Here is a 19732-nt window from a genome sequence, read left to right on the forward strand (position 1 = left end):
TTCCAGGACTACGCCGTTGGTGGGCCGCTGAACTCGATGTTGACGGGTCCTTGACCACCCGGCGCCGCTTCCTGACGGGTTGCTGACGCACAACCCGTCAGGGGACGATCAGCTGCCCAGCTTCTTGTAGAAGGCGCCCGCGATCGGGGCGGTCACGGCGCGGGGACCGTAGTTGCCCGCGACGCTCATGCCCTTGCTGATCAGGCCGGGCACGATGCGCATCTTGTTGCGGGCCAGCGCGTCGATGGACACCTTGGCGGTGTACTCGGAGGAGACCCAGAGGAAGTCGGGGACCATCTTGTCCACGATCGAGGCGTCCTCGGGGGCCGGGGTCTCGGTGCGCACCGGGCCGGGCGCCAGCAGGGTGACGTTCACGCCGGTGCCCTTGAGCTCGCCGCGCAGCGACTCGGAGAAGGTGTTGGCGAACGCCTTGGACGCGGCGTAGGTGGCGTTGTTCGGGATCGGCATATTGCCCGCGGCCGAGCCGCTGATCAGGATGCCGCCGGCCTTGCGCTCGATCATGCCCGGCAGCACGGCCAGGGTCAGATCGTGCACGGCGGTCGCGTTGAGTTCCATCTGCGCCCGCTCGTAGGCGAAGTCCAGCTCGGCGACCGGTCCGAAGGTGGCGATGCCGGCGTTGTTGCACAGGATCGCGATGTCGCGCACGGCCAGTTCGTCGACCAGGCTCGCCCGCTGCGTCCGATCGGCGAGGTCGACCGCGCGCACCTCGGCGGTGATCCCGTGCGCCAGCGTCAGCCGCTGGGCCAGCTCGGTGAGGATCTCACCGCGCCGCGCGACCAGGATCAACGAGTAGCCGCGCCCGGCCAGCTCGGCGGCCAACGCGGTGCCGATTCCGGAGGACGCGCCGGTGACGACGGCACGATTGTCTGCAGTGGGGGAGGGCAAGCTCACACGGGGAGCTTAGGGGATCGGGCTCGGCCGGGCGGCGGCCACGTCGACCGCGCGGGCGCGCGCTGGCCCTAGGCTGATCTCCGCGATGACGACCGAATCACCGAACCGCCGGGCCGATCGGGAAGCGCCCCCGCGAGTCACCGAGCCGCCGCGCGCCCGCTCCGCCGACCAAGCCCGACCGACCCGGGCGTGCCTGTCGTGACCGGACCGCGGGTGTTCGGGATGGGCGACGAGCCGACCGCCGCGCCGACCTGGCCGCCGCTGACCGAGGACGAGGTCAGCCGGGCGGTCGCCGCGACCTGGGGCGGACCCGAGCCCGCCGGGATCGAGTGGCACAGTGCGCGTCCGCTGTCGTCGACGGTGGGCGTGCGGTTGCGCGACGGTGCGCGGGTCGTCGTGAAGCGCCTGCCGCTGAACCTTCGTGACCTGGCCGCGCTGGCCGAGGAACACCGGTTCATGGCGCACTTGCGCGCCGCGGGCATTCCGGTGCCCGACGTGCGGGCAACCCCGGGCATCCGGTCCGTCGGTGTGCGAGCGGCCGAATCTGCGCCCGATCCCCACCCGGACGACATCGCGCCCGGAGCCGGTGGACGACCACGGAAAAGGCAGGCCCGGCCCGCTGCCGAATCGCGCGTGGCCGCCTCGGTGCGCCGCGGGCCCGGCTTCGTCTACGAAGTCCACCGGGCCGGAGTGGGGGAGGACCGGTATCGCACCGACTTCTCCTGGACCCCGTACCGCGCGCCCGGCGATGCGACGGCCGCCGGCGCGATGCTGGCCCGAATGCACCTGGCCGCAGCGGGTTTCGACGCCCCCGCCCGACCGGCGCGCCCGCTCGTGGCGAGTCTCCACGGCGAAGACGTCGTGCGCGCCGTCGAATGGCATATCGCCCGCCGCCCCGCGGTCGCGCGGTTCCTCGCCGACCGTGACTGGCGCACCGAAATACCTTATCTACGAGTCGATCTCGCCGGGGTGCGCCCGCTGTGGACGCACGGCGACTGGCACGCCACCAACCTGCTCTGGGACGGCGGCGAGGTGACCTCGGTGTTCGACTTCGGCCTAGCCGATCGCACCACCGCCGTCTTCGACCTCGCCACCGCGATCGAACGCGCTGCGGTGGAATGGGTTTCGCTGCGCGACGGTGGAGCGGCCCACGTTCGTGCGGACCAGGTGCGCGCGCTGATCGACGGCTATCGCTCCGAGCGTCCGCTCGCGCCCGCCGAACAAGCCGTGCTCGCCGAGCTCCTCCCGGTGGTCCACCTCGGCTACGAGCTCTCCGAGATCGACTACTTCCTCACGGTCGCCGATGAACCGCGCAATGCCGAGATCGCCTACCAGGATTGGTTGCTCGGCCATCTGTCCTGGTTCCGGACAGCCGCCGGACGGGATCTCTGTGCTCTGGTTCGTGACCTGGCGGCCGGGTAGCCGATCGTCCCCGCCGGGCGAGGGCGCCACGGCGTCGTCCGGGCCCGCGCAGAGCACCGCCCCGCCCACCGGATGCGAGTTCGGTGGACGGGGCGGTGCGACGATCGTCCCTCGCGTCGGACGACCGGGTCGGGGGATTACAGGCGCGCCGCCAGGCGGGTGCCCTGGGCGATGGCCCGCTTGGCGTCGAGCTCGGCGGCCAGTTCGGCGCCGCCGATCAGGTGCAGGTCGACACCGGCCGCGCGCAGCGGCTCTTCCAGCTCGCGCACCGATTCCTGACCGGCGCAGACGATCACGTTGTCGACTTCGAGCACCCGCGGCTTCTCGTGCTTCTCACCGAAGCTGATGTGCAGGCCCTGATCGTCGATACGCTCGTAGTTCACGCCGCCGAGCTGCTCGACGCCCTTGGCCTTGAGCGCCGCACGGTGCACCCAGCCGGAGGTCTTGCCGAGGTCCTTGCCGAACGGGGTCGACTTGCGCTGCAACAGCACCACGTCGCGGGCGGCGGGGGAGGGCTTGGGCTGCTTGAGCTGACCGCGGACCTGCTCGTCCTCGGAGTCCACACCCCACTCCTCCTTCCACTCGTCGAGCTTGAGCGTGGGATGCCCTTCGACGGTGAGGAATTCGCTCACGTCGTAGCCGATGCCGCCCGCGCCGATCACCGCGACCTTCTTGCCGACCGGCTTCGCCTCCTTCACCAGCTCGGCGTAGGACAGCACCATCGGGTGATCGATGCCGGGGATGTCGGGGATGCGCGGGCGCACGCCCGTGGCCAGCACCACCGAGTCGTACTCGCCCGCGATCAGCTCGTCGGCGGTGACCCGCTTCTGCAGGTGCAGGGTGACGCCGGTGAGCTCGATCTTGCGGCGGAAGTAGCGGATCGACTCGTCGAACTCCTCCTTGCCGGGGATGCGGCGGGCGATGTCGAACTGGCCGCCGATCTTGTCGTCGGCCTCGAACAGGTCGACGTGATGGCCGCGCTCGGCCAGGCTCACCGCGGCCGAGAGCCCGGCCGGACCGGCGCCGACCACCGCGAACCGCTTGGCGCGCCGGGTCGGCAGCAGCTGCAGCGTGGTCTCGTTGCCGGCACGCGGGTTGACCAGGCACGACACCTTCTTGTTGCCGAAGGCGTGGTCGAGGCAGGCCTGGTTGCAGGCGATGCAGGTGTTGATCTCGTCGGCGCGGTCGCCCTGGGCCTTGTTGGCCCATTCGGCATCGGCCAGCAGCGGCCGGGCCAGCGAGATCAGCGCCGCGTCGCCGCGGGTGAGGATCTCCTCGGCGATCTCGGGCATGTTGATCCGGTTCGACGCGCAGACCGGGATGTTCACCCGGCGGGCGACCTTGGCGGTGAACTCCACGAACGCCGCGCGCGGCACCGAGGTGACGATGGTGGGCACCCGCGCCTCGTGCCAGCCGATGTCGGTGTTGAGGATATCGACGCCCGCGGCCTCCAATTCCTGTGCCAGGGCGATGATCTCGTCGAAGGTCTGGCCCTTCTCCACCAGCTCGGCCATCGACAGCCGGAACACGATGATGAAGTCGCGGCCGACGGCGGCGCGGATGCGCTTGGCGATCTCCACCGGCAGCCTGCGCCGGTTCTCGGCGGTGCCGCCCCACTTGTCGGTGCGCTTGTTCACCCGCGGTGCGAGGAACTGGTTGATGAAATAGCCCTCACCGCCCATGATCTCGCAGCCGTCGTAGCCGGCGAACTTGGCCAGTTCGGCGCAGCGGGCGTAGTCGTCGATGGTGTTCTCGATGCCCTTGGCCGAGAGCGCGCGCGGCTTGAACGGGTTGATCGCCGACTTCACCGCCGAGGCCGACACGCTGGTCGGCATGTAGGAATAGCGACCCGCGTGCAGGATCTGGATGGCGATCTTGCCGCCCTCGGCATGCACCGCCTTGGTGATCCGGCGGTGGCGGTAGGCCTCGGACTTGGTGGTCAGCTTGCCGCCGAACGGCGCGAGCCAGCCGGTGCGGTTGGGGGCGTAGCCGCCGGTGATGATCAGGCCGACACCGCCGCGGGCGCGCTCGGCGAAGTAGGCGGCCAGCTTGTTGGTGTCCCAGGCCCGGTCCTCCAGGCCGGTGTGCATGGAGCCCATGACCACCCGATTGCGCAGGGTGGTGTGGCCGAGGTCGAGTGGCTCGAACAGGTGGGGATAGGCGGTCATGGAAGGTCGTCACCTTTTCGGGGTCGCAGGGCCTGCAGTACTTCGTCGCACCATTCGACGTAGCCGGACTCCGCGCGGATGCCCGCGCGCAGCACCAGATACTGGTGCAGAGCGGTGCCGGAGAGCTGGTCCGGCGCCGGGAAGAATTTCTTTTCGCTGAGGCGGTACTCGTCGAGTCGCTGCGCGTGCTGGGCGCGGTGGCGGGCCACCTCGCCCAGCACGGCGTCGATGTCGCCGTGCGCGGCGCCGCGGATCTTCACACCGAGTTCGTCGTGGGACGGGCTGTACTCGGTGGGTTCGGCGATCCAGCGGGCGAGTTCGGTGTGGCCCGCAGGGGCGACCGAATACACCTTCTTGTCGGGTTTTCCCTGCTGAGCGACCGATTCCACGGTCACCCAGCCGGAATCCTCCATACGCTTGAGCACCCGGTAGATCTGCTGGTGGGTAGCGCTCCAGAAGTAGCCGATCGACTTGTCGAATCGGCGGGCGAGCTCGTAGCCCGAGCCGGCCCGTTCGCTGAGCGAGACCAGCAGCGCGTGCTCCAGTGCCATGCGACGAGGGTATCCGGAACGCTCGGTACTATGCAACCAGGTTCATATGAAATGACGGCGTGCCGAAACGCCGATGTGCCCTGCCGGGAGTCGCGATCCCCATTACGCTTCGGCCATGACCGAGGTGAACGCGGCCGAGACCGTCGGCGAGGCGGCCGGACGCGGGCAGGTAGTGGCGTGGGGATTGTGGGACTGGGGGTCCTCGGCGTTCCAGGCCGTCACGCTGACCTTCGTGTTCTCGGTGTATCTCACCGACAAGGTCGGCGACGACCTGCCCGGCGACACCCCGGCCAGTGCCTGGCTGGGCTGGGCGCTCGCGGCGGCGGGGCTGGTCGTCGCGCTGACGGCGCCGGTCTGCGGGCAGTACTTCGACGCGGTCGGCTCACGCAAGCGGGCCCTGGCGACCCTCACGGCGCTCACCGTCGGCGCGATGTCGCTGATGTTCTTCGTTCACGACGACTACCACGATCTGTGGCTCGGACTGGCGCTGCTGGCCTTCGCCTCGGCCGTGTTCGAGCTGGCCGGCGTGCCCTACAACGCCATGATGCGGCAGGTCTCGACCCCGGCCACGGTCGGGCGGGTGTCCGGATTCGGTTGGGCGATGGGCTATTTCGGCGGCATCGTGCTGCTGCTGATCTGCTACGTGGGCTTCCTGGCCGGCGACGGCGACACCCGCGGCGTGCTCGGGATGCCCACTGATCAGGGCCTCAACGTGCGCCTGGCCATCGTGCTGGCGGCGGTCTGGTTCACCGTCTTCGCGCTGCCGGTGCTGTTCGCGGTGCCCGAACTGCCGCGCACCACCGCCGACCCCGGCGCGGCGCGGGCCGGGGTCCTCGGTTCCTACCGGGTGCTGTGGCGTGATGTGCGCGAACTGTGGGCCCAGGACCGGCACACGGTGTGGTTCCTGCTCGCCAGCGCCGTCTTCCGGGACGGGCTGGCCGGGGTGTTCACCTTCGGCGCGGTGCTCGCGGTGCAGGTGTACGGCTTCGCCGACGCCGACGTGCTGCTGTTCGGCATCGCCGCCAATGTCGTTGCGGGTGCCGCGGCGATCGCGGCGGGCCGGTTCGACGACTCGCTCGGGCCCAAGCGGGTCATCGTGGCCTCGCTGATCGGCATGCTCGCGTGCGGGCTGGTGCTGCTGGTGGTCTCGGGCTCGCTGATGTTCTGGATCTTCGGGCTCGCGCTCACCGTGTTCGTCGGGCCCGCGCAGGCCTCGGCGCGTTCGTTCCTGGCGCGCCTGGCGCCGCCGGGGCGCGAGGGTCAGATGTTCGGGCTGTACACCACGACCGGGCGGGCGGTCTCGTTCCTCGCGCCGGCGCTGTTCGGGGTGTTCGTCTCGGTGTTCCACAGCGACCGAGCCGGGATCGCCGGCCTGCTCGTCGTCCTGGCGGCCGGACTGCTCGTGTTGCTGCCGGTGCGCGCGCCCGCGTCCGCGGTGGCCGCAACCTAGTGGTTGTTCACCAGATCGGGGCGGCCCCCATTGTGTGTACGCCCGTACTCTGAAATTCCGGCTGTGCGGCATGTGGGGTGTGTTACACCATGGACCGCATGCGGCCACAGCACCGGAAACATCCCTCAGTCAGCGGGTTTGGGAACCCAGCCGCCGATGCCCAGCGCGATCAGGCGCATCTGCATGACGGTGCGCTCGACCACCGCCGACTCCTCGCGCGGTGTCGCCGCGACATAGGCGGCGATGCCGTCGGTGACCGTGGTGACCAATAGGTCCGCCGCGATCTCGAGCTCGGTGGTGCTCCAGTTGTCCAGCGCGCGCAGCCGGGACAGATCGGCCACGATCTCGCGCACGATCAGCTGCATCTCCATCGCGATGGCCTGGCGCAGCGGGGCAGGCCCGCCGTGGCGTTCGCGGATGAGGAAGCCGAACAGGGCGCGCTTGGCCCCCACCTGCTCGAACACGAACCGCACGGTGTCGGCCAGGTGTGCGTCCGGCTTGCGTCTGACCTCGCGCAATGCCAGGCGCAGCGCCGTCACGCCCTCGTCGACCAGCGTGGCGCCGAGATCGTCGAGCGAGGCGAAATGGCGATAGAACGCGGTCGGCACGATGCCGGCCGAGCGGGCGATCTCCCGCAGGCTCAATGCCGCGAATCCGCGGTCGGCGGCCAGCGTCAGGGTGCCTTCGAGGAGGGCCGCACGGGTGTGCGCCTTGCGCTCGTTGCGGGTTCCTGCCTGCTCAGTCACATCGGTGAGCATACATCCGTTCACCATAGTCGCTTCCCTGGATATGTTGCCCGCCTCACATCTTTGCCGGTTGACAGCGGGCTGGGTCCATCCGGCACACTAGTGAGTGTACAGGCGTGCACTGAAATGTGAATCGCATGCCGAAGGACTTCCGCAGAGGGGTAAGACGCATGGTGGGACTGATCGACCTGGTGCAGACGTTGACGACGCCGCATCCGCTGGACCGGTACCTGGAGCTCGTCTCTCCCGCGCTCACCGCACGGGAACTGCGCGCCGAGATCACCCACGTCTCGCGTGCGGTGCCGGGCTCGGTGACGCTCACCCTGCGCGCCTCCCGGCAGTGGCGTGGCCACAGCGCCGGTCAGTACGTGCAGATCGGCGTCTCGATCAACGGCGTGCGGCACACCCGCTGCTACTCGCCGATCGATCCGGAGAGCCGCGGCGACCGCTTCCTCCAGCTGACGGTGAAGGCGCACCCGGGCGGGCTGGTCTCGAACTACCTGCACGACCACGCCGAGCCCGGCATGGTCGTCGACCTGGCGCCCGCCGCCGGCGTCTTCGCCCTGCCCGAACAGCGCCCGGACCGGGTGCTGCTGGTCAGCGGCGGCAGCGGCATCACCCCGGTGCTGTCGATGTTGCGTACGCTCGATGCGGAGGGCTTCACCGGTGAAGTCACCTTCCTGCACTACGCGCGTCAGCCCGAGATGGTGCCGCACCGGGCCGAGCTGACCGCGATCGCCAACCGCCGTCCCAACTTCCGGGTCGAGTACCGCTACCCGGTCGAGCCCGGCACTGTCATCGATGGGGAAACCTCCACCGGCAGTGGGTTCTTCGACTACGACGAGCTCGAGCGCGTCGCGCCCTGGTTCGCCGACGCGCAGACCTTCGTCTGTGGTCCGCCGCCGCTGATGCGGGCCGTGCAGACGATCTTCGAGGCCGAGGGTCTCGCCGATCGGGTGCACAGCGAGGAGTTCACCCTCACCACCGTCCCGGCCGACCCGGCCGAGGCCACCGGCACCATCACCTTCTCCAGCAGCGACGTCGCTGCCGACAACACCGGAGCATCGCTGCTCGAGCAGGCCGAATCGGCCGGACTGACCCCGGAATACGGCTGCCGCATGGGGATCTGCTTCTCCTGCACCGCCACCAAGGTCTCCGGTTGCACCCGCAACCTGCGCACCGGCGAGCTCGACGCCGATCCCGACAAGCAGATCCAGATCTGCGTGAACACGGCCGTCGGCGACGTCGACATCGCTCTCTAGATCACCGAGAAATCAACCAAGGGGAGATACAGCCATGACGATCCTCACCGAAGGCAAAGACGGCCCGGTCATCCTGACCCCGGAGCAGGTCGAGGAACTCGGCCAGGCGCTCGACGACCTGCGCGCCCGCGTCGAAGCCGATCTCGGCGAACGCGACCGCGACTACATCTACAAGATCATCAAGACCCAGCGCGGCTTCGAGATCGCCGGCCGCGGGCTGATGTACCTGGGCTTCCTGCCGCCGTTCTGGCTGGCGGGCGTGGCGGCGCTCGGTGTGTCGAAGATCCTCGACAACATGGAGATCGGCCACAACGTCATGCACGGTCAGTACGACTGGATGCGTGAGCGCGGCATCAACTCCCGCGAATTCGACTGGGACACGGTCTGCCCGGCCGACCAGTGGAAGCACTCGCACAACTACATGCACCACACCTACACCAACGTCCACGACATGGACCGCGACATCGGGTACGGCATCCTGCGCATCGACGAGGGCCAGAAGTGGAACCCCTACTACCTGGGCAACCCGATCTACGCCTTCCTGCTGATGGTGCTGTTCGAGTGGGGCGTGATGGTGCACGACCTCGAGGCCGACAACATCATCAAGGGCAAGCGCAAGTGGTCCGACCTGAAGCCGCTGCTCAAGGGGCAGGGCAAGAAGGCGAGCAAGCAGGTCCTCAAGGACTATGTGGTCTTCCCCGCGCTGACCGGCCCGCTGTTCCTGCACACCCTGGCCGGCAACGCCGCGGCCAACCTGGTGCGCAACCTGTGGACCTTCTCGATCATCTTCTGCGGTCACTTCCCGGCGGGCGTGCAGACGTTCACCAAGGAGGAGACCGAGGTCGAGACCCGCGGTGAATGGTACGTCCGGCAGATGCTCGGCTCGGCCAATATCAAGGGCTCCAAGCTGTTCCACATCATGTCGGGCAACCTGTCGCACCAGATCGAGCACCACCTGTTCCCGGACATCCCGGCCAACCGGTACCCGGAAATGGCGCCCGAGGTGAAGGCGCTGGCCGAGAAGTACGGCCTGCCCTACAACACCGGCCGCTTCTCCAAGCAGATCGGCTCGGTCTGGGCCAAGATCTTCCTGCTGGCGTTGCCGGATCGCTTGGTCAAGAGGACGCCGACGCCCGGTGTTATCGTTGTGCGTAATCGGAAGGCAACCGAAGTGGGCGTGTAAATGGTCGGCAAATTCGAAAGCAACAAAGATCTTGTCCAGGAATTGACGTCCTCCGGTGCCCGGCATGTCGGCAATATCGCCACGCTGATCACCGGGGCGGTCGCCGAGGTCGCGCGCGAGATCGGTGAGTTCATCACCGACGCGATCGAGATGAACGAGGCCGCCGCGGCGGCCCGCCGCGACGCCGAGCAGCGACTCGACGCCGAGCGGGCCTATCCGGAGTTCGTCGAGGCCGACGTGACCACCGACGGCGGCGTCACCGAACCCGTCGAGGTCGAGGTCGAGGTCACCGAGCCGGTTCCCGGCGACAAAGCCTGATCGTCACCACACCGGCAACCGCCTGCGGTGTTCGGTGACATCGGTGATCAGATCCCGGTAGCCGTCGGTCAATTCGGCCAGCCGGCACCAGTGCAGATGGGTGCGCGCCTCCCACTGCCGCTGGGTCGTCTTCTCGATCGGATCGCCGCCCAGCGCCCGCTGGGCGGCGATCCATTTCGCTGCCATCCGGTCGATCACCGCGCCGAGGGTCTCGGTGTGCAGCGAGGCGCCCGCCCGGTGCGCCACATTGGCCGCGACCCAGTCGTCGATGCGGGCGATGAGGGTGGCGCGGTCGCCGTCGATCTGATCGATCAATTTGCCGCAGGCCGCGATCCGGCCGCTGGTGGCCTCCGGCGCGCGAGCCGCCTCGATCGCCTGGTGTCTGCGGTCGTGGCAGCGAGCCAGCCGAGTGGCCGCGTCGAGGACGCGGTGCCGCATCGGGTCGGAGCCGGGGGGTTCCAGGAAGGCCCGCAACAGCGCCGAGGGTGGCGGGAATTGCGTGGCATCCACACGATGACCGGGATCGAACGGCATGGTGCACGCCCCTGAATACGCTGAATTCATGCTTGGATACGCCAGAGCCGGGGAGGATTCGGGGGAGGTGCACTCCCCGGCACCGGCGTAGCCCCGCCCGGGCGTCGACGAATATCCGCGACGCTGCGGCGAGGAAGACGACCCGGGGAAAATCGGGACAACACCAGGAAAGCGCGATTCGGCGCGACCGCGCAATAGTATGGTGTACAAATCGCCTGGTCTGCGGAAATTGTTATGCACCGTTACGGCGGGGTCACCACGCGACTTCTCCTGTGTTACTCATCCGCACATTTCCGGCAATCGGATCGGCGGTACCCGCCGCGGACGGCACCGCATGCACTAACCTCGATAAATGTGCCGGCCTATGTGTCCTCACCCGAACTGACCTTCGGGTTCCTGTTCGCGCTGGAAGACCCGCAGCGAATCGCCGACGTCGTGCGCGACCTCATGGAGCGCCGCGCCGTCTCGGTGTTCCGGCTCGCGCGCCTGTCCGACGACGACGGCCCACCCGAGCGCTACGTGGTGAACTGGGCTGCGATACCGCAGATCTCGATCACCACCAGCGCGCCCGAGCCCGACGATCTCCTGGCGCAGCGGATCATGCTGGTCAACGCCTTCCTCGGGGAGAACGGCGAGGTCAGCCTGTACTCCGGCACGCCGAACGCGCCGAGCTGACTCAGCGCGCCGACTCGTAGATCCGGCGCACCACGTCCTCGATGCCCGGCTCCTCGATCGATAAGTCGCGCACCTGCGCCCGGTCCGACACCGCGGCCAGTAAAGCCGCCGCCGTGGTGTGCTCGGCGTCGAAGGCCAGCCGCTGGCGCATGCCGCCCGCCTCGCTGGACAGCAGTTGGGCGCCGCACGGCAGATCGTCGAGATCCGGCGTGGGCGCGGCCAAGTCGACCACCAGCACCCGGCGCGCGCCGACGGTGGCGCCGAGCCCGGCCAGTGAACCGTCGTACACCAGCCTGCCGTGATCGACCACCAGGACGCGGTCGCAGAGCCGCTCGATATCGCCCATGTCGTGCGTGGTGAGCAGCAGCGTGGTGCCGCGTTCGATCCGCTCGGCCCGCAGGAACTCGCGTAGTCGCTGCTTGGACAGCACGTCCAGGCCGATCGTCGGCTCGTCCAGGATCACCAGTTCCGGCGAATGCAGCAGCGCGGCGGCCACTTCCGCGCGCATGCGCTGGCCGAGCGAGAGCTGGCGCACCGGCGTGTCGAGGGTGTCGGCCATCTCGAGCTGCTCGACCAGTTCGTGGGTGCGCTTGTCGGCGATGTCGGGATCGAGGCGATGGATGGCCGCCAGGATCGAGAACGACTCGTGCAGCGGCAGATCCCACCACAGCTGCGAGCGCTGCCCGAACACGACGCCGATCCGCGCGGCCAGTTCCCTGCGCTGGCGCACCGGTTCCAGGCCGCAGGTGCGCACGCTGCCGGTGGTCGGTACCAGGATGCCGGTGAGCATCTTGATCGTCGTCGACTTGCCCGCGCCGTTGGCGCCGATGTAGCCGACCGCGGAACCGCGTTCGATCCGGAAGCTCATCCGGTCGACCGCGGTGATGGTGTCCCGGTGTCTGCGCCAGCGGCTGCCGTTCTTGCGGTAGACCGTGAACTGCCGGGTGAGGTCGTCGATGTCGATGATCGGCTCCGCCGAGCTGTGCTCGTCCATCGTTATCCCCCTCCTCCCTGATAGTGCCTCGTTCCGATCCGCCACGCTGCGAAGGCCAGTAACCACACCCATGCCGCCGCCACCGGTGTCAACCAGGCCGACCACGCGGGCAACAGCGGCGGTCCGGGGAGACCCAGCAGCGCTATCGTCGGCACGTAGGCGGTGAACGCGACGGGAATCGCGAACCCGAACAACAGCTTCAGCGGCGCGGGGAACACCGAAGCGGGCTGCATCGCGGCGAAGGATCCGCCGTAGGTGAAGCTGTTGGTGAGCTCGGCGCCGTCTATCAGGAAGAACTGTAGTCCCGCTGCGCATACGAAAAGGCCACAGAACAGGGCAATTCCACTGATCAGGGTGATCACGATCAAGGTAACCGGGGCGATGCCCCAGTCGATTTCGTTGCGCCACAACCCCACCCCGAGCACGATCACCGCGACAGCGGCGCGCGCGAGCCTGCGCAGTGAGATGTCGCTGGTGATCAATTGCAGCAGCAGCGGTTGCGGGCGCAGGTGATAGGCGTCCAGAGTGCCCATCCTGATCATCGCGGGCAGCGAGTCCAGATGCCCGACCAGCACCTGGGCCAGCGCGAACGAGGTGTTGGACAGCCCGAACAGCAGCAGCGCCGCGTTGGTGTCCAGGCCGCCGAGCGTGCCGACGTTGTGGAAGATGACCCACACCTCGGCGAACTCGACCAGGCCGATCAGGAAGGCGCTGAACACCTCGGTGGCGAACGAGAGCCGGTACACCTGCTGTGCTTTCACACGCGAACGCAATACTGCGAGATAGGGGGTGAACCAGGTCCCGGCCACGATGCGCGCGGAATCCGGTTCAGCCACCCTGTACCTCCAACCTGCGTTGTCCCGCACGCAGCAACACCCTGCCGAGCAGTCCGATCACCAGCACCCAGAAGCCTTGCGCCGCAACGGTGAGCAAGGCGTCCATCCCGGCGACCCGCCCGGACAGCGTATCGATCGGTGACTGGAGGATGGAGGGAAACGGGGTAGCCAGCGCGATCGTCCGCAACCAGTCGGGAAACATGTGGACCGGGACGAAGAGCCCGGCCAGGAAAGTACCGACGATCTGATACAGCACCCGGATGCCGCGGATCTCCACCACCCAGAAACCGATCAGCGCGACCGCGAACAGACACAGGAACGACAGTGCCACCGCCAGTAGCACGCTGATCAGGCCGAGCAGGTAGGCCACCGGCGTCGTCGGCATCGACAGCCCGAAGGTCGCGGCGCCGATGACGATGCTCGGCACCCCGCGCGGCAGGAACGTGCAGGCGGCCCGGCCCATGTCGGTGGCCAGATAGCTCAGCTGGACGTCGACCGGGCGCAGGAAATCGATCGCGACGTCACCGGACTTGATCCGGTCCACCAGGTCGATCGGTGGTCCCATGAACTGCGTCGCGCCGAGCAGGGCCTGCGACAGCCACACGTAGGCGCCGATGGTGCCCTCGTCGTAGCCGCCGAAATCGCCCGCCGCGCGGACGGCGGCCACCATCACCGCCGCCCGGACGAAACCGAACACGCAGTTGGTGAACAGCCCGGCGAACATCGCCAGTTTGTATTGGGCCTGGCGCTTGAACCCGGCCCGCGCCAGCTTCCAATACACCCCGAACGTGCTCGGCGTGCGGCGACGGAACACGCAACGGCGCATCGCGAGGGCAACTCGGCCGTCCCCCTCCGCATCGCCCCGCACAATCAGTCAACTCTAGGCGGCCCCACCGTGATCCGGACGAAAACGCCCGCGATCGTCACTGCTCAGCGCAGTGGCACCCCGACGTCGCTGCCGCCCTCGGGGGTGAGCCGCGTGTTCACCTTCACCAGCGCGGGCGCCGGGACGAAACCGCCCGCGAACAGGGCCTCGCCCTGGCGGAACCACGGGGAGCGGTCGAGCAGGGCCGACGGCGCGTAGCCGAAGTAGGTGCCGAGCTCGGCGAGGTCGACCGGGGAAGTCATCTTCATCAGCGCGAGATTGTCGCACTGGGAGATGATGCCGGGGTGGACCTTCGACGGACGCTGCGTCGACAACAGCAGCCACAGCCCGAATTTACGTCCCTCGGCGGCGATCTGGATCAGTCGCTCGCGCACCGCGATCGCGATCGGTGAATCCTGGCGGGGCGAGGCCAGATTGTGCGCCTCGTCGATGACGAGCAGGATCGGGCGCCGCTCTTCGCGGCGCGCCCACAGGTCGTCGAGCAGGGCCAGCGCGACCACGAGTTGCTGTGCGGCGGTGGAGAATCCGCCCAGGTCGAGGACGGTCGCGTCGGGCCGTTCGTCGACGACCTCGGTGACCGCGCGGTCGGCGCGGGCCCACACCTCCCACTCGTGCAGCCCCAGGTTCTCGATGCGCATCGCCAGCCGCCGCTGAGCCGTCGATGCCGACTTGCGCAGGGTGGGCAGGGTGACATCGAGTTCGGCGGCGGCGAGCTCGTCGGCGAGGTGGATCAGCTCGTTGAATTCCTCGCGGTCGGCGATCGGATCGATCCGCAGGATCGCGGCCTTGGAACTCAGCGGCAGCGCGGTGAACCGAGCCCGCAGCGGCTGCGCGGAATGCGGGCGCAGCACCCGGATGTCGCGTTCGCGCAACGCGTCCGCGGTGGGGCCGGTGGCGCCGGGGGAGACCTCGCCGAGCCGGACGAAATCGGAATTGGGGTCGAAGATCACCACCGGCAACGCGGTGTGCGCGATGACCTGCTCGAGCACGACCCCGAGCGCGTAGGTCTTGCCGGATCCGCTCTGCCCGCACCAGAAGGTGTGCCGGTTGAATCGCTTGGGCAGCAGCCGGGCCGGACCGCCCGGCGGGGTGAGGTTCACCCCGACATCGAGCAGCGCGCCGGTCGTGTCGTGCAGTGTCTGGACGGTCTCGGCGTCGACCAGTTCGACCGTGCCGTCGGTGAACGCGTAGCCCGCGCGCACGTCGATGCCGTCGTCGTTGAGCTCGCCGATCAGCCGGCCACGCAGCCGAACCGGGGTCGTCTCCGACCGCTCCTCGACGAGGACGAGCTGTCGGCGCTCGGCCGCGACGATCACGGCCAGCGAACCGGCGACCAGCGCGCTGTCGGTGGCGTCGGCGACTACGAACGAGCGGCCGTCGTCGGACCGCGCACTGGGCTGGCTACTGTTCGGCACCCAGCCATCTTCTCACCACATTCCACGAACGAGGCCGGATAGCTAAGGGACGGCTATCCCGTCGAGTCAGTGCTCCGGGAAGCCGGTGGCGAACAGGATCGCAATGATCACGGAGCTGACCACGGAAATGGCGAGAATGATCCACATGAGGGGGAAGGGTACCCGTACCCGGGCGTGTCGCTGTCATCGCACCGGCGTGGGCGAGGTACCGAGGCCGTCTCGATGCCGGTCCGCCGGCGCGCCCGCTGAATCGCTGCATGGTTGCTGATGTCCGACTCGGCAACTGTTCGGTGTCGATTTCGTTGTGCGTCCGAGCAGCGGTATACCGTGCAGTGTCCGGTTCATATGCAGGTGTGGGCAGAGGAGCGGAAGGGGCTGGCTGTGGCGTTGGTCGGGAGATCATGGGGTTCGCTGGGAGGAAGCCACCGGGCCGTACGGGTGCGGACGCGGCGGCCGCTGCGGGTGGTCGAGCTGGTCACCGGCGCGTTGCTGCTCAGCGCCGCCGCGGGGGGAATGGCCGGGCCGGTGGCGGCGGCGGTGCTGATCTATCGCAGCGGTGCGGGGCGCGAGGGCACGGCCGTGACGGTGTCGCTCGGGCTGGCGATCGGCGCGGTGGTGGTGACCCTCGCCGCCGCGATGGCGCTGTTCGCGCGGGCATGGCGGCGCGTCCATCTGCGCAGGCCCGCGTCGGCCTCGGCCGCTGCCGACCGGTGGTTCCCCGTCCCCACGGTCGAGCGGATGCGGTTGCCCGCGCCCGGCGTCGCCGTCGGCGGTGCGCGCTGATCGTGCCCGTCGGCCCCGGTGACCGGGCGGTCGGCTGTTCGCCCTGTTGAGGGCATTGGCACCGCCGCGTCGTCGGCGGACACTGGAGGAATGGTTGACAGGGAGCAGCGCACGCCGTTCTACGGGGTGGTGATGATTCTCGCGGCGCTCGGTGCGTCGATGGCGGTCAGTTACTACGGTCCGACGTGGATACGCGTCACGGTCTACGTCCTCACGGCGATCATCGTCGTGGTCGGCGGCGTCATGACGTTCCGGGACTACTCGCACTGAGACCGCGTGCGGACTGGGTCGCCCCGGTGGCTCAGGGGCGGCCCACCGGCACGTGGACAGCTCAGTGCTCGCAGTCGTTGTGGGCGGGCGGGCTGTAGGTGACGGCGCCGCACGCCAGGCAGGTGTGGACCCGGTGATGGCCGCCGATCCGTCGGCACGGCATCGCGACGACCAGCGCGCGCCCGGCCCCGAGCCGGTGCCCGTTCGGGCAGAAGCGCGGCGACGGTTCGGTCCATACGCCGGCACGCAGATAGGGCCGGATGGATTCGCACATACGTTCGATTATCCACATCGAGAGCGTCGGCGCGACCGTGGCGGGTGCCCGCGTTCACGCGTTCGGCGACGCGTCGATCTGCTCACGCAGAATATCGCCGTGACCCGCGTGCCGGGCGAACTCCTGGATCATCGCCAATAGCGTCCACCGCATGCTCACCTCGCCCTCGCGAGGATTCACCTTCGTGTCGTCGAGGTCGAAGCCGGATGCGATCTCCCGTGACCGCCCGCTCGCCCGCTCGAACTCGGCGATGACCTCGGCCAGCGACTCGTCCTCGCCCACCGTGAAGGTGCCCTCGTCACGGCGCGAGTACCCGTCGCAGTCGGCTTCGTCCAGTCCCGCCCAGAACCGCTGGAACCAGATCCGCTCGGCCGCGGCCGCGTGCTTGATCAACGAGATAGGCGTCGTCAGCGAGGTCACGAGTCGCCGGCGGGCATCGGCCTCGGACAGACCGCGCGCGGTCGCGATGAGCGCGGCGCGATTGCGGTCGAGCAGGTCCTCGATGATCGCGCGCTCGGTACCGGCGGTAATTCCGTTGGTGCTCATGAGATTTCGCTCCCTTCGGGGTGGGTATTCGGGATCCGCGTCGGTCGTGAAGAGCGCGCGGTGGCACGACGAACGGTGTGGGGGATCGGCTGAACAGCCGGAATGGGGAAGAAAGAAGGATGGTGATCCGCTGGACGCGGGAATCCCTGCCCGGCGCGGATGGCGCCCTGGGCCATGTGCGGCCCTGACCTGGAATACATGCAGGTCAGGGCCGATCTGCGCCCCCGGCAGGAATCGAACCTGCGACCTAGGGATTAGAAGGCCCTTGCTCTATCCAACTGAGCTACGGAGGCAGTGGCATCCACCTTGGCCGAACTCGGCGCCGGTGTCCAGCGCGAAAAGTATAGCGACCGACCAGCAGGAGTGCTGGGGTCGTCGGCAGCGATGCCCCATCGGGTCGGCCCGGGGCAGGTCGAACTACCCTCGTTGTCATGTCGTTATCGCAGCACCCCTCCGCTGGACCCGCCGTGGACGGCGCGCCACCGGTGGAAGCGGGTCGGGCTGCGCCGACAGGCAACAGCGCGACGTTCGGGGTGCTGAGCGTCGTCGCCGGGGCGATGGCCGCGGTCGTCGCGGCGATCGTGGTCGGGTTGTCGGCGGCGCAGGCCCTCAGTCTGCTGGGTATACCCGATCCGGGGCCGTTGACAACATATGGCTTGCCCGCGCTGCGGGCGGTGGCCGATCTGGCCGCCGCGATGACCGTCGGCTCGCTGTTGTTCGCCGCGTTCCTGCTGCCGCCCCGCGACAGCGGACTACTCGAGGCCGGCGGCTACCGCGCGGTGCGCCGGGCCGCCGACGCCGCGCTGGTCTGGGCGGGCTGCGCGGCGCTGCTGGTGCCACTGACCGTCTCGGATACGACCGGGCAGCCGGTCGGTGACATCTGGCGGCCCGAGGTGCTGTGGCCGGTGATCGCCCAGGTCGAGGTCGCCGGTGCCTGGCGCACCACGACGCTGTTCGCGCTGATCGTCGCCATCGGGTGTCGCCTGGCGCTGCGCTGGGGCTGGACGCCGCTGCTGCTGGCCGGCTCGCTGATCACCATGATGCCGCTCGCGCTGACCGGGCACTCGTCCTCCGGCGGTGCCCACGATGTGGCCACCAACTCGCTGATCCTGCACATGGTGGCGGCCGCGGTCTGGGTCGGCGGTCTGATCGCGGTGCTCGCGCACGCGCTGCGCGGAGGCGCGGGGACCGATGTCGCTGCCCGGCGGTTCTCGGTCGCCGCGACCATCGCGTTCGTGGTGATCGGCCTCAGCGGCGTGGTCAACGCCTGGGTCCGGCTGCCCGCGTCGGAGCTGTTCGGCACGACCTACGGCAAGCTGGTGCTGGCCAAGGCGGCGGCGCTGCTCGTCCTCGGTGTGCTCGGCTACCTGCAGCGCCGGGCCGCGCTGCCCGCGCTCGCCGCCGATCCGCGCGACCGCCGGGCGCTGATCCGCTTCGCCGGGGTGGAGATGCTGATCTTCGCGGCCACCATCGGCCTGGCTGTCGGCCTCGGGCGCACCCCGCCTCCGCCGCCCACCTCGATCCCGACGCCGGTGGAGGTCGAGCTCGGCTACACCCTGGCCGGGCCGCCGACCGTGGGCAGACTGCTGTTCGACTGGCGCTTCGACCTGATCTTCGGGACCCTCGCGATCGTGCTCGCCGCGCTCTACCTGCTCGGCGTGTATCGCCTGCGCAAGCGCGGCGACGCCTGGCCGGTCGGGCGGACCATCGCCTGGTGCAGCGGCTGTCTGGTGCTGCTGCTGGCCACGTCCTCGGGTGTCGGCCGGTACGCGCCGGCGATGTTCAGCGTGCACATGGGCGCGCACATGGCGTTGTCGATGCTGGCGCCGATCCTGCTCGCCCTCGGTGGCGCGGTGACGCTGGCGTTGCGCGCGCTGCCGCCCGCCGGGCGCGAGGGCGTGCCGGGTCCGCGCGAGTGGATCCTGGCCGCCGTGCACAACCCGGTCTCGCGGTTCCTGACCCAGCCGGTCGTGGCGTCGATCATCTTCGTCGCCGGGTTCTACGCGCTGTACCTGGGCGGGATCTTCGACACCTACGTCGACTCGCACGCCGCGCACCTGATGATGAACGCGCACTTCCTGCTCAGCGGCTACCTGTTCTACTGGGTGGTGATCGGCATCGATCCCAAGCCGCGCGAGGTGGCGCCGCTGACCAAGCTCGCGATGGTGTTCGGCACGCTGCCGTTCCACGCGTTCTTCGGCATCGCGCTGATGAGCATGAACACCGTGCTCGGCGGCTGGTTCTACCGCACCCTCGGCCTCGGCTGGAACATCGACCTGCTCGCCGATCAGCGCAACGGCGGCAGTTTCGCCTGGGCCAGTGGTGAGGTGCCGCTGGTCGTGGTGATGCTGGCGCTGCTGATCCAGTGGTCGCGCAGCGATCAGCGGCTGGCCAAGCGCACCGACCGCGCCGCCGACCGCGACAACGACGCCGAGCTCACCGCCTACAACGCGATGTACGCCGAGCTGGCGCGTCGCGACGGCGAGGTGCGTCAGTGAGTGGATGCG

The 19732-nt window shown here is 68.9% G+C and carries 20 protein-coding genes and 1 tRNA gene; 9 read left to right on the forward strand and 12 right to left on the reverse strand.

Annotated elements, in window-relative coordinates; genetic code table 11:
* Positions 1 to 108: 108 nt before the first annotated feature.
* Positions 109 to 912, reverse strand: a complete 804-nt coding sequence (gene cmrA, locus Q7X29_RS09390; protein ID WP_218720856.1) for a mycolate reductase — start codon at positions 910 to 912, stop codon at positions 109 to 111.
* A 198-nt stretch (positions 913 to 1110) separates the two neighbouring features.
* Here cmrA and Q7X29_RS09395 point away from each other — a divergent pair, with 198 nt between their 5' ends.
* Positions 1111 to 2334 carry a phosphotransferase enzyme family protein gene (locus Q7X29_RS09395; protein ID WP_316573828.1) on the forward strand — a complete coding sequence of 408 codons (1224 nt, stop codon included), beginning with the start codon at positions 1111 to 1113 and terminating at the stop codon, positions 2332 to 2334.
* Positions 2335 to 2471: 137 nt separating this feature from the next.
* Here the strand turns inward: Q7X29_RS09395 and Q7X29_RS09400 are convergent, their stop codons facing one another.
* Positions 2472 to 4502, reverse strand: a complete 2031-nt coding sequence (locus tag Q7X29_RS09400; RefSeq protein WP_316573829.1) for an NADPH-dependent 2,4-dienoyl-CoA reductase — start codon at positions 4500 to 4502, stop codon at positions 2472 to 2474.
* Complete coding sequence (locus Q7X29_RS09405) at positions 4499 to 5053, reverse strand: PadR family transcriptional regulator (protein WP_218720853.1); 555 nt, start codon at positions 5051 to 5053, stop codon at positions 4499 to 4501. Before Q7X29_RS09405 ends, Q7X29_RS09400 begins: the two co-directional genes overlap by 4 nt.
* A gap of 115 nt (positions 5054 to 5168) precedes the next feature.
* On the opposite strand from Q7X29_RS09405, the gene Q7X29_RS09410 reads away from it, so the two are divergent.
* Positions 5169 to 6503, forward strand: coding sequence for an MFS transporter (locus tag Q7X29_RS09410; protein ID WP_316573830.1), 1335 nt, complete (start codon positions 5169 to 5171; stop codon positions 6501 to 6503).
* 125 nt (positions 6504 to 6628) lie between these two features.
* Here Q7X29_RS09410 and Q7X29_RS09415 read toward each other — a convergent pair whose 3' ends face one another.
* Positions 6629 to 7276, reverse strand: a complete 648-nt coding sequence (locus Q7X29_RS09415) for a TetR family transcriptional regulator (RefSeq protein ID WP_218720851.1) — start codon at positions 7274 to 7276, stop codon at positions 6629 to 6631.
* Positions 7277 to 7419: 143 nt separating this feature from the next.
* Here Q7X29_RS09415 and Q7X29_RS09420 point away from each other — a divergent pair, with 143 nt between their 5' ends.
* Genes Q7X29_RS09420 through Q7X29_RS09430 form a run of 3 tightly spaced genes read left to right on the forward strand, consistent with a single transcriptional unit; the run spans position 7420 to position 10012 of the window.
* A complete protein-coding gene (locus Q7X29_RS09420; protein WP_316573831.1) occupies positions 7420 to 8511 on the forward strand; it encodes a ferredoxin reductase in 1092 nt (363 codons plus the stop codon).
* Between the two features lie 34 nt (positions 8512 to 8545).
* The gene (locus Q7X29_RS09425) at positions 8546 to 9694 is read left to right on the forward strand and encodes a fatty acid desaturase family protein (RefSeq protein WP_218720849.1); all 1149 of its coding nucleotides are present in this window, start codon (positions 8546 to 8548) and stop codon (positions 9692 to 9694) included.
* Between the two features lie 42 nt (positions 9695 to 9736).
* Entirely contained in the window at positions 9737 to 10012 is a 276-nt protein-coding gene (locus Q7X29_RS09430; protein WP_394358671.1) for a hypothetical protein, read from the forward strand.
* A 3-nt stretch (positions 10013 to 10015) separates the two neighbouring features.
* On the opposite strand, the gene Q7X29_RS09435 is transcribed toward Q7X29_RS09430, so the two are convergent.
* Entirely contained in the window at positions 10016 to 10522 is a 507-nt protein-coding gene (locus Q7X29_RS09435) for a DUF4254 domain-containing protein (RefSeq protein WP_308248620.1), read from the reverse strand.
* A gap of 390 nt (positions 10523 to 10912) precedes the next feature.
* Between Q7X29_RS09435 and Q7X29_RS09440 the strand changes: the two genes are divergently transcribed.
* Positions 10913 to 11221 (forward strand): hypothetical protein, encoded by a 309-nt coding sequence (locus tag Q7X29_RS09440; RefSeq protein ID WP_308248619.1) that lies wholly within the window; start codon positions 10913 to 10915, stop codon positions 11219 to 11221.
* Between the two features lies 1 nt (position 11222).
* Here Q7X29_RS09440 and Q7X29_RS09445 read toward each other — a convergent pair whose 3' ends face one another.
* From Q7X29_RS09445 to Q7X29_RS09460, 4 genes are all read right to left on the reverse strand, one after another.
* Complete coding sequence (locus Q7X29_RS09445; protein ID WP_218720846.1) at positions 11223 to 12215, reverse strand: ABC transporter ATP-binding protein; 993 nt, start codon at positions 12213 to 12215, stop codon at positions 11223 to 11225.
* Positions 12216 to 12217: 2 nt separating this feature from the next.
* Positions 12218 to 13051 carry an ABC transporter permease gene (locus Q7X29_RS09450; protein WP_218720845.1) on the reverse strand — a complete coding sequence of 278 codons (834 nt, stop codon included), beginning with the start codon at positions 13049 to 13051 and terminating at the stop codon, positions 12218 to 12220.
* Positions 13044 to 13919: an ABC transporter permease gene (locus Q7X29_RS09455; protein WP_316573833.1), complete on the reverse strand. Its 876-nt coding sequence runs from the start codon at positions 13917 to 13919 to the stop codon at positions 13044 to 13046. Before Q7X29_RS09455 ends, Q7X29_RS09450 begins: the two co-directional genes overlap by 8 nt.
* Before the next feature lie 62 nt (positions 13920 to 13981).
* Positions 13982 to 15352 carry an ATP-binding protein gene (locus tag Q7X29_RS09460; protein WP_218720843.1) on the reverse strand — a complete coding sequence of 457 codons (1371 nt, stop codon included), beginning with the start codon at positions 15350 to 15352 and terminating at the stop codon, positions 13982 to 13984.
* Between the two features lie 438 nt (positions 15353 to 15790).
* Here Q7X29_RS09460 and Q7X29_RS09465 point away from each other — a divergent pair, with 438 nt between their 5' ends.
* Positions 15791 to 16135, forward strand: a complete 345-nt coding sequence (locus tag Q7X29_RS09465) for a hypothetical protein (RefSeq protein WP_218720842.1) — start codon at positions 15791 to 15793, stop codon at positions 16133 to 16135.
* A 90-nt stretch (positions 16136 to 16225) separates the two neighbouring features.
* Positions 16226 to 16405 carry a hypothetical protein gene (locus Q7X29_RS09470; RefSeq protein WP_218720841.1) on the forward strand — a complete coding sequence of 60 codons (180 nt, stop codon included), beginning with the start codon at positions 16226 to 16228 and terminating at the stop codon, positions 16403 to 16405.
* A gap of 61 nt (positions 16406 to 16466) precedes the next feature.
* Here the strand turns inward: Q7X29_RS09470 and Q7X29_RS09475 are convergent, their stop codons facing one another.
* The 3 genes from Q7X29_RS09475 to Q7X29_RS09485 form a co-directional block, all read right to left on the reverse strand.
* The gene (locus Q7X29_RS09475) at positions 16467 to 16679 is read right to left on the reverse strand and encodes a hypothetical protein (protein ID WP_218720840.1); all 213 of its coding nucleotides are present in this window, start codon (positions 16677 to 16679) and stop codon (positions 16467 to 16469) included.
* A gap of 54 nt (positions 16680 to 16733) precedes the next feature.
* Complete coding sequence (locus tag Q7X29_RS09480; protein WP_316573834.1) at positions 16734 to 17225, reverse strand: DinB family protein; 492 nt, start codon at positions 17223 to 17225, stop codon at positions 16734 to 16736.
* Between the two features lie 219 nt (positions 17226 to 17444).
* Positions 17445 to 17518: transfer RNA gene (locus tag Q7X29_RS09485), tRNA-Arg, on the reverse strand.
* A 138-nt stretch (positions 17519 to 17656) separates the two neighbouring features.
* On the opposite strand from Q7X29_RS09485, the gene Q7X29_RS09490 reads away from it, so the two are divergent.
* Positions 17657 to 19723, forward strand: coding sequence for a cytochrome c oxidase assembly protein (locus tag Q7X29_RS09490; RefSeq protein WP_218721528.1), 2067 nt, complete (start codon positions 17657 to 17659; stop codon positions 19721 to 19723).
* Positions 19724 to 19732 lie beyond the last annotated feature (9 nt).

This window comes from Nocardia canadensis (assembly GCF_032656385.1).
Lineage (GTDB): Bacteria > Actinomycetota > Actinomycetes > Mycobacteriales > Mycobacteriaceae > Nocardia > Nocardia canadensis.